This window comes from Polaribacter gangjinensis, assembly GCF_038024125.1.
Classification (GTDB): domain Bacteria; phylum Bacteroidota; class Bacteroidia; order Flavobacteriales; family Flavobacteriaceae; genus Polaribacter; species Polaribacter gangjinensis.
Map to the genome: position 1 here is coordinate 1,054,705 of NZ_CP150662.1, position 16,583 is coordinate 1,071,287.

Genomic DNA, 16,583 nt, shown 5'->3' on the forward strand with positions numbered 1-16,583 from the left:
TTGTTAAAAAGCATTGCGTAAGGATATAGCTATCCTTTAAAAAACTGAATTATGCCTGTGGTGGCTGTAAAATGGAAGTGGTAAAATCTTTTTTTATACCGTTTAAGTAGAGAAAATCTTGAGAAGAAATGTATTTAAACTCAAATTTTATTTCTGCGAATTTGAAATAAGTTACGTTTAAATGGCAACATTGGCAAATACAAAATGGGGAACATAAATCTGCATCTTGATGTTGGTGGTTATCACCTAAATCTTGAGAAATTTCTGTTTTAACTTCATTGTCAAAAGTACCTGTATCTTCACAAGGCACTAAATTTAGTGTGAAGATATAGATTGACAATATGAATGCTAAAAATTTCATTAAGGCAAATATAAGAATTTTTTAATGCAATGGTTGTGCAAAGAAAAAAGGCTTCGGATTATAAAAACCATAAGGTTTCTTGACCGAAAGGTGGTATTTCCTTGCTATTAAAACGAGGTGCTATTTCTGCCACCATTTCAGGGTATTTTATAGTTATAGGTACATTTTGTTGTCTTAATGACTTCCAATACAGTCTACTAAATTGATACACTTGCTCTATTAGCTTTCTAATCATTTTACTATCATTTAAAGCCTCTGGTGTTGGGCTTGATATTTTAAGTTTTATTGGAAATGAGTAACTTGAATTACTTGGATATTTTACAGTATTGTAATACCTCAAATTATTAAAGAGTAAATATTTATATACTCCTTTGGGACCAATATTTATATATGTACCACTCATTGGAATTAACACGCCATTCCAATTTTGGTCAAAAGCAATTATATCTTCTGATTTTGTTTTATTGATATTTAGAACAAATAGAGGACAAGGCAATTTAAGTTTATCCATCATTTCTAAAACAGGTTGTATTTCCTCATCCTTCATATCCTTATAAAAGTGAATAACTATTTTTTCAGGTGTTTTGTTCGTTGGAACATATTGCCATATAGCTTCACTAATTGCTCCTGCTAATCCCTTTGTATCTGATTTACTGAAATAATGAAATTCATTAAACCTTCCATTATTTTTAAAACTGAATGCACTAGCTACATATCGTATGTTTTCTTCGGTATTTTTAAATGCACCTACACCTATAACTAATTCATTTTTAGGTTTAACATTTAGTTGCCAAGGTGTACCATCTAATTTTGCTAATAAGGCTAATGAAATGTTTGTTAAATCATATATGAACTTATGTTGATTTCTTCTAAATCTATCAAACTCTATTACTTGAGATATAATTCTTTTATATAAAAGCTGTTCTTTAACCTTATAATACACTAACTTTTTTTCAAGATTGGGTTCGTGCTTGTTAAAAGGACTTAAATAAATAGCAACATAATTAATATTAGGGTCTGATTTAAAATCTTTTATACCCTTTGCTATTTGAGGTAATGGATTTTCTAAATCATCAAATACTATATTGACATTATTATCGAAATGTGCTAAAACACCTGCATAAATATTTAAACCTTTATACCAACTTGTACCATCTTCCAATAATTTTTGCAATGCTTCTACTTCTTTAGCATAACTTGTATGATGTATAAAGAAGAAATGCACATTATCTAACTGACAAGGATTTAAAGGCTTTAAATTTTTAAAATCTATTTTGGGATTTCTACCAACACCATTTTGAAACACTAAATCATTGCTTTCATCAGTAACTTCACCAATTCGATTTATTTCTACAGGTAAGTAATCGTTATTATTAACAGGGATAACTTTCTTAAATTCTTCACTTAAAATGAAATGTTGAATAAACTTATCGATTTTGTGTTTATAACCAATATATTTATTGGACTCATCTTTTGGTTCTGGTTGAATATTAAAAGCTGTTCGTAAATCGTTATTCAAAATGGCAAAAGCCTTTGTGTTATCATCAATAAATTCCTTTTCCTTATGATATTTTAATAACCTCATTTTATATACAACTTTATTAAGATTTGTTGTTGAGGTATGTTTTATAATTTCAGAAATAGGTTTTTTAAACACTTTGGCCATACCATCATAAGAAATAACTAACTCACCATATTCACTAACTTCTTTAATTTGTACTTTGACAGTAAACTTATAATACTGTGCAAAACTTTTATTTTGATATGATCTATTACCTATCCAAATTTGATTATCATTCACAAAGTTTTGACCAACAAGTTTTTTTATGCTTTTAAAGAATTTTTTGATTCGCCAATTATAGTAATGCTTTATTAGGTCGGTTGGTTGTTCTTTTAGATTGAGTTTTAAAGGCAAATAACCTTCCTTTTCATAAATAAATGATGTGTAGATAAAATCAGGATTTTCTTCTTTTATACCAGGAAACAAATCTTCTATATTGGTTGGAAACTTTGTTTTATACAACTTTTGAGCATTACCAATTTTCTCTTTACTTAAATAAAAAGTTATTGGTTTGTCTGGTAAATCAAATGTTATGATATTAAAATAAAGTTCCTGACTCATAAGACTTGGGTTTATTAATTCTACTTCTTGCTCAATCTATTAATTTTTTGTTCTACAATTTTGAGGATTTCCGTAATGTTTTTTTCTTCTTTTAACATAAAGACAATTTTATCTGCTAACCAATATTGAAGTAATTCGCTTTTGTTTTGCTTTAATGCTTTAGCTAACGCTTCAACTTGTTCTTTACGAGCTATACGAGTACCACGTTCAATTTTACTTAAAAGTGCCGTATCAATATTCATTTGAGAAGCAACTTCTCTTAATAATAATTGCTTTTCTTCTCGTATTTCTCTGATGTATTCTCCAAACGTCATTTTGGGGATATTTTGACTTGTCAATATTTGTCTAATGTAAGAAAAAGAAAATAAGAACTAACAAAAAGATATTAACAATTATAAACAGGAAATGAGGAAGTTAAGGATTTGAGGATATAAAGTATTTTTATAAATCCTCGTTTCCTTAAAATCCTCAAAATCCTTATTGTGCTTTTGTGGGATTTGTATAATTGTTATGTGCTTCCCTATGTATTAAACCAGCATCAACAAATTTAGTAATATAGCCTTCTGCTGTTTTATGAGGAATCTTGTTTTTGTCGGCTATATTTAGGTAATCTTGTCTTGAAAATTGATAAGGTAGTGCTTCTAAAAAACGCTCTTTACGATTGGCTCTTTTTACTTCTTTTTGTTCGATAGGTAAATCGTTAAACACCTTACTACTGTGCTTTACTAATACGCTTATCATTTCCAATGTGTTTTCAAAATCTATATCCTCACAATATCGTACTTGGTTTACATCACCATCTTCCATAATGCGAAATACAGAAAACAACATTATAATTCTGAATGCTATTAACCCCAAACGTCTAACGGTTGCTATATAGTCATCAGGTTGAAGATTGAGGTATTTGGTTTGAAGCTTCTCAAAAAACACATTAAACTTTTGTTGTTGCTCTGTTGTTAGCCTAACTTCAATATCAGGATTGTTTTTTAGGGTTTTGTATAACCCAAAAAATTCTTTTCCTAATTGGTCGTAATATTCATCTAAACCATTGGTTGTATCCGTTTGAAAAACGTTCTTCCAAGTAGGTTTGATGTTCATATAATAAAACATAAATCGACTAAACAACCCATTTTCAGCACTTGGAACCAATGCTTGAATTTGTTTTGGTGTACCAGATAACACAGTTGACAAACAAGGTCTTTCAATATCTACATACTCTCTATCGGTTCTACGATAGTAACTAATGGTTTCGTGATGAAATGCTTTACGAAATCCATCGGAATAATTACCGTAATCACTTTTAAAAGCTTGTGCCAATGTATCTCCTTCTGTTTCAAAAATTAACCCTCTACCTTCATTATCAGATATTAATTGATATACACCTGTCACACTATTGTTAGCTGGAATAAACAACATTCTTTCAGGTGGTTTACTTGGTTTTTCCATAGTTTCACTTTTGCCCTTATTTATATTATAAGTAGCCATTTCAACCTGATGCTGTTGTTTTAGGGTTTTGGATTGTTCGCGTTTTTGTTTGTGAACAGGATTTACCAAATTTTTAATTTGGTTTAATCTTCCTTTACCTGCTGAAGCTGGTGCAGTAACAAATAAATACAAGTTGCTAAACACTTTACGTTGGTCGTACACGCCAAACAATTTAGTAAAACAAGCACTAAACGCTGTTAATGCTCCCAACAACAAAATATCTCGTTCCTCATTACTGCTTGATGGTTGTACCACTTGTTGCAAAAATGTTGGAATATTGTCGTAAACTGTTGTAGGTATTGTTGGCAATGGTTGTTTAATTTCCTCTGGTTGCTGCAACATTTCAACAACTTGTTGTTGCTGTTTTGGTTTAATACCGACTTGATGCAAATGGTGGTATAAGGTTGCTATGCTTATACCGTGTCCTTTTGCTTGTAAGCATTTATTATACTGTTCGTCGCATTCTTTATGGTCGTAACCTGAATAATTTCTGCTAATTCTATGGTAGTAATCACGTCCAGCTTCACCGTATTCCTCTGAAATAGCAAAACCAATATCACGCCACTTTTCATAAGTATCAGTAATATCGATACCTGATTGTTCTAAAGCGTTGATATATGTTTCAATATCATTTGCAACAACCGTTGTCGGTTTGTTGTTGATTAGTTTTTTAGGTACTTCTTTTTGCTCTGGAACAGCTAACCAATCTTTCGGGTTGAATATCTTTGTCATATCTTTTGATGTCTTTTATGTAGGTATGCCAATGGATCGTGGGATAAAAAACACGCTCTGGAAATGTCTTTACCCGATTGGTCAACCTCTATGTTATATGTATGTTTTATGTAATTGGCCACCGCAATAAAATATTCGTTGTGTGACACTTTAGATACATCGATTCTAATTATCCATTTTAAACCTTCTCCAGAAGGTGATGTAAACAACATTTCGGTTTCGAAATATTCATCGTTTAATAATTGTTGTTTTAGTTCTTCAAGATTTTCTAAATGGTCAAAATCGATTGTCAATAATGATGAATGCTCAATTAAGCTATCATCATTTCGTTTAGAAAACACACCTGAAAATGTTACATAATCAAAATGATTTGCTTTAAATTTCCGTGCTTCTTTAGGGTCTTTAATCGCTCTAAATTGCTCTGTGATACTTTTATACTTATCGCTTGTAATACGCTCAAACACTTGATGTAATCTTACTTTTTCAGTTGGAAAAACATTTCTAATTGGTGATTTATAAAAACTGCTGTAAGCATACCAAGTATCATCGGGTTCATCTAACCAGGATAATTCATCTTCTTTTTTAACTTCAAAATTTAGATGCAGTTCCTCATTAATTTTAAGTAACAAATCTTCTTCATTAATGATTTTAAAATGATAGGATGCAAAATCGAATACATCGCCTTTAAAATCGGTTAATTCAGTATCGTAATGCATTGCCTTATTTTCAACAACATTAATTTGTAATGTTGATTTACCACCGTTAAAAGGGTTACGGGTTAACCCGCAGTCCCTTCCTTTTAAGGAAAGGACTGTTGTTTTAGGATAATACTGCCTTAATACATAAGCATAAATATTTAACCCGTAATGCGTTTTCTTTAAAATGCTTTCTTTACTTATTTCCATCGCATTTAAAATTTGGGTTATAATAATTGCTTTGTAATAGTTCCTCTATGTCAGATACTTTGTAATAAAACTTTCCTTGTATCTTACTATATGGAATCGTGCCATTTGAACGGAATGTTTGCAATGTGCGTTGGCTAATATGTAGCGTTTGCATTACGTCCTGATTGTCAATCCACGTATCTTTTAAGCGTTCTGCTCTCGTAGCTTTTATTAATTCGATACGTGCTTTTAAATCCTTAATCTCTTGTGAGAGTGCCAAGAGTAAATCGATGATTTCAGTCATAACTTTACCTTTCCTTTTTTGATTAGGTAATCGGCAGCTTGCTGTTCGATTTCATCTTGGGAATCCATACGGTTACGCAGTAACCATTGGTCTAACTCCTGACGTTGGAAATAGATTTTTTTTCCATTCGGTTTATAATGTGGAATGGCTCCCGTACTTGTAAGTTTATATAAATGGGATTGTGATAATTCCAAAAACTTACACGCTTCGTTAAAACTCAATACGTTTTTTACAATAATGTTTCTGTCTAAAACGTGCTGTTCGATAATTTTGAGACGTTCTAATATTTCGTCCATAACTAATAAAATTTTAGTTTATAGTAAATGGACATCTGGCCAAATGTCATTCTTGGTTTTCAAGAACAGGACAAAGGTTCAAAATTGGCTTTCCGATTTTAGTAAGAGTGTAAAACAAGGGTAAGACAACAGTAAGGTTTCTTACTATTCTTACTGTTTTTTATTGCAGTTGTTGGATGATTTTATCTATTTCTTCCTTTTCTTTTGGGTTGTGAACTTTGTTTTTGTGAAGATTATTCGCCTTTAATAGCGTACCTGTTTTAGTAACAAATTTTCCAGAACGTTCTATTGAGGTAGGATTGAAACCATTAAAAAATGGTTTAAGTTTTGTTACAAGGTAACTAAACTGTGTAGTTTCACATTGAAGATAAATTTGCGATTCTGTATTTGCAAAATCTTTTGCTAATAACAATTGGTGCAACTGTTCAACAGTTGTGCGGTTATCTAACAAATCGATTTTTAGATTTACTTGTTTAAGTACAGTTAGCAAAGTTGAAGTGTCATTACTTTTATATCCAAAAGAAGTCTTGGGTGTTGCTTTAGATTTTGATGTTTTTTTGGTAGCAACTTTTTTAGTGGTGTTCTTTTCTATTAAGCTAACATCAAAAGTTTCATCATTAAAGTATTTTTCTGCAATTTCAGAAATAGAGAATTTTGTATTTTCCGAAAACTGTCCGCATTGCTCTTGTAGTTCAGCATACAACCTTATTACAGATACTTTTAAGTAGTTTATAATATAATTGTCATCATTATTTAAATCTGCTGTTATTCCTCTTTTATTGATATAAGTTGAAATGTCATTTAAGTACTTATCAAATTTATTAAGTAGAATGGTATAGCTGTATTTATTTTCTGGTGTAGTTGCATTTTTCGGAAATTCCTTCGCAAATGATGCTACTGCATTTTCTGTTTCATTAAATATTAGCTTTTGATAATATTCTTTTTTGGCATTTAAAGGCTTTTTAAAGGTTACTTTAAAAACTGCGTTATTAGCTTTTTGGTTCAATTTATAATCAGACAATAAGTATTTAAAATCCTTTTCCTGTCTATTATCTCTATGTAAGCCATTGGTTATAGAAACCAAACTTGAAAATATACTTCCTTTCATTATAAATCCAGTTGAATACGGTTAGCAGCTTCTTTCTTTTTATCGTCAATTACTTTGGCATATATCTGTGTAGTGCGTAACTCTTTATGACCTAATAATTTTGATACAGTATATATGTCTGTACCCAAAGTTAATTGTAAGGTAGCGTAGGTATGACGCGCACAATGAAAAGTAATAGTTTTAGTAATGCCTGCTTTCATCATCCATTGTTGTAATTTTAAATTAGACCAGGCACTATAATGTAAACCATCAAATACTTTATCATCTGGATTACCTTTTTCTCCTAATAGATTTCTTGCTTGGTCTGATATTGGTAAGGTTTCGACACCTTTAGTTTTCTTTTGTCTAAATCGGATATAATATCCCATTTCTTTTGAGTGCTGGATTTCTGACCATATTAGTTTTTCAATATCTGACCAACGTAATCCGGTTAAAGCTGAAAAAATAAAAGCATTCTTTAAAATAGGCAGTTCACATTCTGTATTAACTGCCTTTTGTAATTCATCAAGCGTTAAAAATTCTCGTTGAGGTTCGCCTTGTTTAAAATACTCTACACCATTTGCAGGATTTACTTTTAATATGCCATCCTTGACCGCCTGTTTTAATGCAGCTGAAAATTTACCGTAATACGAATATTTTGAATTTTGAGACAGTTGCTTACCTGCTCTACCTATTGCATCTTTATCTAAATACTCTTTGAAACGTTCAACAAACGATTTGTCTATATCTTGAAAACTAACATCTGTTGGACAAAACTTTTTTAAATGTTTTAGCATACTATTCCAATTACCATAATTGCCAGAGCTTGTATTTTTCTTTTCTGCTAAAGCTGTGATGTAAGTAATAAAACTGCCTTTTAGCTTTTCAATATCTTGAAAGCCATAAATACCGTTTTGAATTTCAATCTGTCTTTGAGCACAAATAGTTTCAGCCAATTGCTTGGTTTTCTTGTTGACCTCTCTTTCCGTTTTGGTTTTAGGATTTGGTGTAAGGTATAAACGCAAGTATTCAGTTTTACGTTTACCTTTATGATAGTAATCTAAATACAGGCTAATCTTATTATTCTTTTTGCGTTGTCTTAATGTTACTTTCATAATGGAATTAATTAAAGAGGTTTTCTATTTGCCATCTGGCCACAATACGCTTTCTACCAAAAGGAACTGCTTTTAAACGTCCTTGTTGTATCATTCTTTGAATGGTCCATCTACTCACGCCAATAAGTTGTGAGGCTTCTGTAACACTTAAAAAATCTTTGTTATTTACAGCATTAGAATTGTGAACCTCAACAATTTCTTTTTGTTGTTGTATATCTTCAGTAAGAGTAGCTTGAATTTTTTCTTTGCGCTTGCGTGCTTTATAGGCTCTTTTTGCACAAGTATCACCACAGTATTTAGTAACTGTTGTACGTGCTGTAAAAGCATTACCGCAATGCTTACAAGTTTTAGGAATGAATAAATTACTGCTCATAAATGGTGCTTTATGTAGCGTAATGGTGCAACGTGGTGCGTTATGGTGCATCATTTCGCCAGTATCTTCGCCAACAGAAATGGGCAACAATTCTATATTTTAAGCAACAGATATACAACAAATTTAATCAAAAAAGAGCAAATAAACAACAAATAAAAGAAGATAAAATACTATAAAGTCAACAATAACAATGGGTTAACAAATAAAAGAAAGTAAGTTACTTCCCTATCCAATACTTTTGCATAATGTTGTGTAGTTCTTAAATTTTTATGCCCAAGCATTTTGCTCACGCTTTCAATTGGAACGCCATTGGTAAGCGTTACCGTAGTAGCAAAAGTATGTCGAGCAATATGAAAGGTTAATTCTTTTTCAATTTCACAAACTCCAGCTATTTCTTTTAAATACGCATTCATCTTTTGGTTCGATAGGATAGGTAGTAGTTTATACTCGTTATTACATTGTGGATGATTTTCGTATTTATCTATTATCATTTGTGTAACTGGTAGGATTGGAATTTTGGAAGCACTTTCGGTTTTCTGTCTGTGAGTGAATATCCATTTCTCGCCATCGATTCCGTAGCTTATATGTGATTTTGTTAAGTTTTTGACATCTATGTAAGCCAAACCAGTAAAGCAGCTAAAAAGGAATATATCGCGAACTAGTGATAGTCTTTCTGTTTTGAAGTCTTTTCCTATCATAGATTGAATTTCTTCTTCAGTAAGATAAACTCTTTCAACTTCCTTGACTTTTGATTTATAGTTAGCAAATGGGTTTTTATCTAACCAGTCATTGGCCAAACATAGCTTGATAATTTTATTGAAGTTCTTGATGTATTTTACAGCTGTGTTATTCGCACAATTTCTTACGCTTCTTAGCCAAAACTCATAATCGGTTATAAAAGCATGATCAATTTTTGTAATATCGATATCGGAAACATTGTATTTCCACTGCATGAATTCAATAGTATGCTTGAGTGAAGTAGTGTAGCGTTCTAATGTTCCTGGAGCGTATTCTTTTCCAACAAGCTCTTTTATTTTGTTGTTGTGGTCTTTGAAGATAGGGACTAACATTCTTTGTCTTTCTTCAGTACCAAGTAGTTTGCTTTTGAAGTTTTCAATAGATAGAGTCTGGTTCCGATGAATTAGTTCCATTTGTGCATCTAATACTTTTGATTTCATCAAATCAAGGTAGCTATTGATTGAACGTGCTTCTTCTGTAGTACCTTTCATTTTGGATAACTCATTAGACCATTTTGATTTTTCTACAAATTTTTTGGTACTAAATTCTAAACGTTTTCCATCAACTGTTAATCTTACATAAATGGGAAGTAGTCCGTTTGCATTGGCTTTTGTGCTTTTGGCATAAAAGTGAAGAGTGATTTTTGTTTTCATTGTGGTGACCAATTAATTATTACTCAATTTAATTTTCTAATTGAAAACAAACAAGATGTTTGATGAATGAACAAGCTATTGAACAAGTCATTAAACTGCCTATTTGCAATGCTTTCGAGAATTTAGCGAGACCCTAATTTTGTAATTTTTTAGGGTCTCGATTTTATCTCGATTAGTATAAGATTGAATGAATAATTTGGTATGTCTGCAAAAGAAAAAACCCTGTAAATCATAAGATTTACAGGGTTTTGCTACCGTTTAGGATTTTTTCAGCGGAGAAAGAGGGATTCGAACCCCCGGACCTGTTACAGTCAACAGTTTTCAAGACTGCCGCAATCGACCACTCTGCCATTTCTCCAGAAAATCAGGTTTAACTGATTGCGGCTGCAAATATAGAAAGCTTTTTTATTTCTTGAAACAAAAATATCAATATTTTTTTTGAAATTTGAATATCATTGATTTTAATCAATAAGTATTTAAAAATCAATGGTAAAAAGATTACAAATTCATATAGAAATTCATAGAAATGATTTTAAAAATCACATTTGATGAATTTCAGTTTGCTATCTTTGTTTTTTTTAAATTTATTTCAATGTCATTTAATTCTTTTGGAAATTTATTAAAAGTAACAACATTTGGTGAATCTCATGGTACTGCTATTGGCGGAATTATTGATGGTTTTCCTGCTGGTTTAGAAGTTGATTTTGAGGCGATTCAAGAAGAATTAGACAGACGTAAACCTGGGCAATCTAAAATCGTTACTCAGCGTAAAGAACCTGATACTGTTGAGTTTTTATCAGGTATATTTGAAGGAAAAACTACTGGTACTTCTATTGGTTTTATCATCAAAAATACCAATCAAAAAAGTCACGACTACAATCATAACACCAACGTTTACAGACCTTCACATGCTGATTTTACGTATGATAAAAAATTCGGGATTCGCGATCACAAAGGTGGAGGTAGGAGTTCTGCTCGTGAAACTGCCAACTGGGTAGTTGCTGGTGCTTTGGCAAAACAATTAATTTCATCCATCAAAATAAATGCTTTCACCTCTTCTGTGGGAGATATTTTTATGGAAAAACCGTATCAAGAAGTCGATTTTTCAAAAATAGAATCGAATATTGTACGCTGTCCTGATGAAGCTTCTGCTGAAAAAATGATTGAAAAAATCAAAGAAATTAGAAAAGCAGGTGATACTATTGGAGGTACCATAACTTGTGTTGCACAAAACATGCCTGTTGGTTTGGGTGAACCTATTTTTAATAAATTACATGCTGAGTTAGGAAAAGCGATGCTTTCTATAAACGCCGTAAAAGGTTTTGAATTTGGGAGTGGATTTTGTGGTGCTAGAATGAAAGGTTCTGAACACAATGATATTTTTAATGCTGATGGCACAACAAAAACCAACTTATCTGGAGGAATTCAAGGGGGAATTAGCAATGGAATGGACATCTATTTTAGAGTGGCTTTTAAACCAGTTGCTACCATTATGACCAATCAACAAACTATCAATTCTGAAGGTGAAGAAACTGAAATTACCGGAAAAGGACGTCATGATCCTTGTGTTGTTCCTAGAGCTGTTCCTATTATTGAAGCTTTAACTGCTTTAGTTTTAGCCGATTTTTGGTTGATTAATAAAAGTAGGAAACTATAAAAAAAGGTGAAAGAATATTTCTTTCACCTTTTTTTATGCCTGTCCTGTTGGTCCAAAATTCATAGGAATTGGAGACTGCTCATAATCTTTAATTTCTCCATTCGCTTGTTCAAATTTACGTACATTATCTGCCAACGCTTTTGCCAATCTTTTGGCATGTTGTGGCGTTAAAATGATTCTTGATTTTACTCTTGCTTTTGGGACTCCTGGCATGATATTGATAAAATCGACAATAAATTCTGAAATAGAATGATTTATGATTGCTAGATTAGAATACGTTCCTTCAGCAATCTCTTGATCTAATTCTATATTTAATTGTCCGTCTTTATGTTGATTTTCTTCCATGATTTCGTGTTTTAGATTCTTATTTTGTAAAAATAAAAAAAGTTGAATTGAATAATGTAAAAACTACAATAAACAATTCAACTTTTTAAAAATTTGAAGTTTTCTATTTTTTTAGAAACTTCTTTCTATTTCATCTTTAGGACCTACAATAATGTTGTCATAAGCTCTCATACCAGTACCTGCTGGAATTTTCTTACCTACAATTACATTTTCTTTCAATCCTTCTAATGTATCTACTTTTCCGCTTACAGCAGCCTCGTTCAATACTTTCGTTGTTTCTTGGAAAGAAGCAGCAGAAATAAACGATTTTGTTTGTAAAGAAGCTCTTGTGATTCCTTGTAACACTTGCTCAGCTGTTGCTGGTCTTGCGTCTCTTGCTTCCACTAATTTCTGATCATTTCTAATCAATAATGAGTTTTCATCTCTCAATTGACGTGCAGAAATAATTTGACCAGGTTTTAAGTTTTCAGAATCTCCAGCGTCTTCAACCACTTTCATTCCGTAGATTGCATCATTTTCTTCGATAAAGTCATTTTTATGAACTAATTGATTTTCAAGGAATAATGTATCACCTGAATCAATAATTCTAACTTTACGCATCATTTGACGTACTACAACCTCAAAATGTTTGTCGTTGATTTTTACCCCTTGTAAACGATATACTTCTTGAATTTCATTTACGATAAATTCTTGAACTGCAGATGGACCTTTGATATTTAAAATATCAGTTGGAGTGATTGCTCCATCACATAAAGGCATACCAGCTTTGATAAAGTCGTTCTCTTGAACTAAAATTTGATTCGAAAGTTTTACTAGATATTTCATTACTTCGCCAGTTTTAGACTCGATAATGATTTCTCTATTTCCTCTTTTGATTTTTCCAAATGATACAACTCCGTCAATTTCAGCAACTACTGATGGGTTTGAAGGATTTCTTGCTTCAAATAACTCAGTTACACGTGGTAAACCTCCTGTAATATCCCCAGCTTTTCCTGATTTTCTTGGGATTTTTACCAATGTTTTTCCACTTTCAACTTTGTCTCCATTATCTACCATTAGGTGAGCACCAACTGGTAAACTGTATGAACGCAAAGCATTGCCATCTTTATCTTCGATAATCAAAGAAGCTATCAAACGTTTGTTTTTAGACTCAGTAATTACTTTTTCTTGGAAACCTGTTTGTTCGTCAATTTCTACAGCATAGTTAATACCTTGCTCTAAATTATCAAACTTCACGATTCCAGCAAATTCTGATACAATTACACCGTTAAATGGATCCCATTGTACAATTACTTCACCTTTTTTAATGGTTTTTCTGTCTTTATCAAAAACTATAGAACCATAAGGAATGATGTTTGTACTTAACGTAATTCCTGTTTTGTTATCAATAATTTTGATTTCAGCAGTTCTTGAAATAACGATATCAACTTTGTTTCCATCATTATCTTTTCCTTCCACTGTTCTTAAATCTTCGATAGCTACATTTCCACTAAATCTTGCTGTTAATTTATTCTCTTCTGAAATATTTCCAGCAACACCACCAACGTGGAATGTACGTAAAGTTAACTGTGTACCAGGCTCACCAATTGATTGAGCAGCGATTACACCCACAGCTTCACCAATTTGAACTTTGTTTAATGTTGATAAACTTTGTCCATAACATTTTGCACAAATTCCTTGAGCAGATTCGCAAGTTAATGCAGAACGTACTTCAACAACATCAATTCCAGAAGCTTCAATTTCTTCAGCTAATTTAGATGATATTGGTTGATTCGCTTTGATAATTAACTCATCAGTTAATGGATGATATACATCTTGTAAAATAACTCTACCTTCAATTCTGTCAGCTAAAGACTCAACAATTTCGTCATTTTTCTTTAATGCAGTAACCTCTAATCCTCTTAAAGTTCCACAATCTTCTTCATTAATGATTACGTCTTGAGAAACGTCAACCAATCTTCTAGTCAAATATCCAGCATCCGCAGTTTTTAAAGCTGTATCCGCCAAACCTTTACGTGCTCCGTGCGTTGAGATAAAGTATTCTAAGATTGATAATCCTTCTTTAAAGTTAGAAAGAATTGGATTTTCAATAATTTCACCTCCACTTGCGGTAGATTTTTTAGGTTTTGCCATCAGACCACGCATACCTGTTAACTGACGAATTTGTTCTTTAGAACCCCTTGCACCAGAATCAAGCATCATATATACTGAGTTAAACCCTTGCTTATCTTCACGTAAGTTTTTCATAGATAATTCAGTCAATCTATTGTTGGTTGATCCCCAAACATCAATTACCTGATTGTAACGCTCTTTTTGCGTTAACATACCCATGTTATAGTTTGTAACAATGATATCTACTTCTTCATTAGCCTCAGCAATCATCTTATATTTTTCTTCAGGAATAATGATATCACCTAAAGAGAAGGACAATCCACCTTGGAAGGCAAATTTGAATCCCATATTTTTAATTTCATCTAAGAATTTTCCAGTAGTAGGAATGTCAGTAACTTTTAAAATTTTACCAATAATTCCACGTAAGTTTTTCTTAGTAAGTACTTCATTTACGAAACCAGCTTCAGCAGGAACAACCTCATTAAACAAAACTCTACCAACAGTAGTTTTGATAATTTTAGTTACTTGATTTCCTTTATCATCAATATCTTGTGTTCTTACTTTGATGCTTGCGTTCAAGTCTACTTTTTCTTCATTGAAAGCAATCGTAACTTCTTCAGGAGAATAGAAAGTTAAGCCTTCTCCTTTCACTTTTACCTCAGGAGTAGAAAGTCTTTCTTTTGTCATATAGTACAAACCAAGAACCATGTCTTGAGAAGGTACAGTTACAGGAGCACCATTTGCAGGATTTAGGATATTGTGAGAAGCCAACATTAAAATTTGAGCTTCTAATATAGCCTCTGGTCCTAGAGGTAAATGAACAGCCATTTGGTCACCATCAAAATCGGCGTTGAAAGCAGTACACACTAATGGGTGTAATTGAATAGCTTTTCCTTCAATTAATTTTGGTTGAAATGCCTGAATACCAAGTCTGTGTAACGTTGGAGCCCTGTTTAGTAATACTGGGTGACCTTTAATTACATTTTCTAAAATATCCCAAACAACTGGTTCTTTTCTATCAATAATTTTCTTTGCAGATTTTACAGTTTTTACAATACCCCTTTCAATCAACTTTCTGATTACAAATGGTTTGTACAATTCTGCTGCCATATCTTTTGGCAATCCACATTCATGCATTTTCAATTCTGGTCCAACAACAATTACAGAACGAGCTGAATAATCAACACGTTTTCCTAATAAGTTTTGACGGAAACGTCCTTGTTTTCCTTTTAAGGAATCAGATAATGATTTTAAAGGTCTGTTAGATTCTGTTTTTACAGCAGATGATTTACGTGTGTTGTCAAATAATGAATCTACAGATTCTTGCAACATACGTTTTTCATTACGTAAAATTACCTCAGGAGCTTTAATTTCAACCAATCTTTTTAAACGATTGTTACGGATGATTACTCTTCTGTACAAATCATTCAAATCGGAAGTTGCAAAACGACCACCATCTAAAGGCACTAATGGACGTAACTCTGGTGGGATTACTGGAATTGCTTTCATAATCATCCACTCAGGTTTATTTTCTCTGTTTAAAACAGATTCTCTAAACGCCTCAACAACATTCAATCTTTTTAAAGCTTCCGTTTTACGTTGTTTAGAAGACTCCGTATTTGCTTTGTGTCTTAATTCGAATGACAATGCATCCAAATCAATTCTTGCTAATAAATCGATTAAACATTCAGCACCCATTTTAGCAATAAACTTGTTTGGATCTGAATCGTCTAAATATTGATTTTCTTTTGGAAGACTGTCTAAAATATCTAAATATTCTTCTTCTGTTAAGAAATCTAATTTACGTAACGGTTCACCGTCAGCATTTTTTGCAATACCTGCTTGAATTACTACGTAACGCTCGTAGTAAATAATCATGTCTAATTTTTTAGATGGCAATCCTAAAAGGTATCCCATTTTATTAGGCAATGATCTAAAGTACCAAATGTGCGCAACAGGAACTACTAAATTGATGTGACCAACTCTATCTCTACGAACTTTCTTTTCGGTAACTTCAACTCCACATCGATCACATACAATTCCTTTGTATCGAATTCTTTTATATTTTCCGCAAGCACATTCATAGTCTTTTACAGGACCAAAAATTCGCTCACAAAACAAACCATCTCTCTCTGGTTTGTGTGTACGGTAATTAATCGTTTCTGGTTTTAAAACCTCTCCTTTAGAAACTTCTAAAATAGATTCAGGAGACGCTAAACCTATAGAGATTTTATTAAACTTTTTTACGGTGTACTTTTCTTGTTTTCTTGTCATGTCTTGTTATAGTCTTTAGTTTTTAGTCTTTAGTTTTTAGTTGGT

14 protein-coding genes and 1 tRNA gene are annotated in these 16,583 nt (G+C 32.1%); 1 reads left to right on the forward strand and 14 read right to left on the reverse strand.

Annotated features, from left to right (window positions below; all coding sequences use genetic code 11):
- Window positions 1–49: 49 nt before the first annotated feature.
- The 12 genes from WHA43_RS04640 to WHA43_RS04695 form a co-directional block, all read right to left on the reverse strand.
- Window positions 50–361 (reverse strand): DUF6660 family protein, encoded by a 312-nt coding sequence (locus tag WHA43_RS04640; RefSeq protein WP_105045957.1) that lies wholly within the window; start codon window positions 359–361, stop codon window positions 50–52.
- A 58-nt stretch (window positions 362–419) separates the two neighbouring features.
- Entirely contained in the window at window positions 420–2,483 is a 2,064-nt protein-coding gene (locus WHA43_RS04645; RefSeq protein WP_105045958.1) for a Piwi domain-containing protein, read from the reverse strand.
- 20 nt (window positions 2,484–2,503) lie between these two features.
- A complete protein-coding gene (locus WHA43_RS04650; protein ID WP_099215414.1) occupies window positions 2,504–2,797 on the reverse strand; it encodes a helix-turn-helix domain-containing protein in 294 nt (97 codons plus the stop codon).
- Window positions 2,798–2,960: 163 nt separating this feature from the next.
- The gene (locus WHA43_RS04655; RefSeq protein WP_105045959.1) at window positions 2,961–4,700 is read right to left on the reverse strand and encodes a DUF3987 domain-containing protein; all 1,740 of its coding nucleotides are present in this window, start codon (window positions 4,698–4,700) and stop codon (window positions 2,961–2,963) included.
- A complete protein-coding gene (locus tag WHA43_RS04660) occupies window positions 4,697–5,605 on the reverse strand; it encodes a BT4734/BF3469 family protein (RefSeq protein WP_105045960.1) in 909 nt (302 codons plus the stop codon). The genes WHA43_RS04655 and WHA43_RS04660 overlap by 4 nt, the downstream gene beginning before the upstream one ends.
- A complete protein-coding gene (locus WHA43_RS04665) occupies window positions 5,592–5,888 on the reverse strand; it encodes a helix-turn-helix domain-containing protein (RefSeq protein WP_105045961.1) in 297 nt (98 codons plus the stop codon). The genes WHA43_RS04660 and WHA43_RS04665 overlap by 14 nt, the downstream gene beginning before the upstream one ends.
- A complete protein-coding gene (locus tag WHA43_RS04670; RefSeq protein WP_105045962.1) occupies window positions 5,885–6,184 on the reverse strand; it encodes a helix-turn-helix domain-containing protein in 300 nt (99 codons plus the stop codon). Before WHA43_RS04670 ends, WHA43_RS04665 begins: the two co-directional genes overlap by 4 nt.
- A gap of 160 nt (window positions 6,185–6,344) precedes the next feature.
- Window positions 6,345–7,292 (reverse strand): DUF6617 family protein, encoded by a 948-nt coding sequence (locus WHA43_RS04675; protein ID WP_105045963.1) that lies wholly within the window; start codon window positions 7,290–7,292, stop codon window positions 6,345–6,347.
- On the reverse strand, window positions 7,292–8,386 hold the full coding sequence (locus tag WHA43_RS04680) for a site-specific integrase (RefSeq protein ID WP_105045964.1): 1,095 nt from the start codon (window positions 8,384–8,386) through the stop codon (window positions 7,292–7,294). Before WHA43_RS04680 ends, WHA43_RS04675 begins: the two co-directional genes overlap by 1 nt.
- Before the next feature lie 7 nt (window positions 8,387–8,393).
- Window positions 8,394–8,846, reverse strand: coding sequence for a helix-turn-helix domain-containing protein (locus tag WHA43_RS04685; protein ID WP_226742849.1), 453 nt, complete (start codon window positions 8,844–8,846; stop codon window positions 8,394–8,396).
- A gap of 83 nt (window positions 8,847–8,929) precedes the next feature.
- Complete coding sequence (locus WHA43_RS04690; protein ID WP_105047291.1) at window positions 8,930–10,150, reverse strand: site-specific integrase; 1,221 nt, start codon at window positions 10,148–10,150, stop codon at window positions 8,930–8,932.
- A 273-nt stretch (window positions 10,151–10,423) separates the two neighbouring features.
- Window positions 10,424–10,508: transfer RNA gene (locus WHA43_RS04695), tRNA-Ser, on the reverse strand.
- A 234-nt stretch (window positions 10,509–10,742) separates the two neighbouring features.
- On the opposite strand from WHA43_RS04695, the gene aroC reads away from it, so the two are divergent.
- Entirely contained in the window at window positions 10,743–11,807 is a 1,065-nt protein-coding gene (aroC, locus tag WHA43_RS04700) for a chorismate synthase (protein ID WP_105047292.1), read from the forward strand.
- 33 nt (window positions 11,808–11,840) lie between these two features.
- Here aroC and WHA43_RS04705 read toward each other — a convergent pair whose 3' ends face one another.
- The gene (locus tag WHA43_RS04705; RefSeq protein ID WP_105045965.1) at window positions 11,841–12,152 is read right to left on the reverse strand and encodes a DUF3467 domain-containing protein; all 312 of its coding nucleotides are present in this window, start codon (window positions 12,150–12,152) and stop codon (window positions 11,841–11,843) included.
- A gap of 111 nt (window positions 12,153–12,263) precedes the next feature.
- A complete protein-coding gene (rpoC, locus tag WHA43_RS04710) occupies window positions 12,264–16,538 on the reverse strand; it encodes a DNA-directed RNA polymerase subunit beta' (RefSeq protein WP_105045966.1) in 4,275 nt (1,424 codons plus the stop codon).
- Window positions 16,539–16,583: the final 45 nt, after the last annotated feature.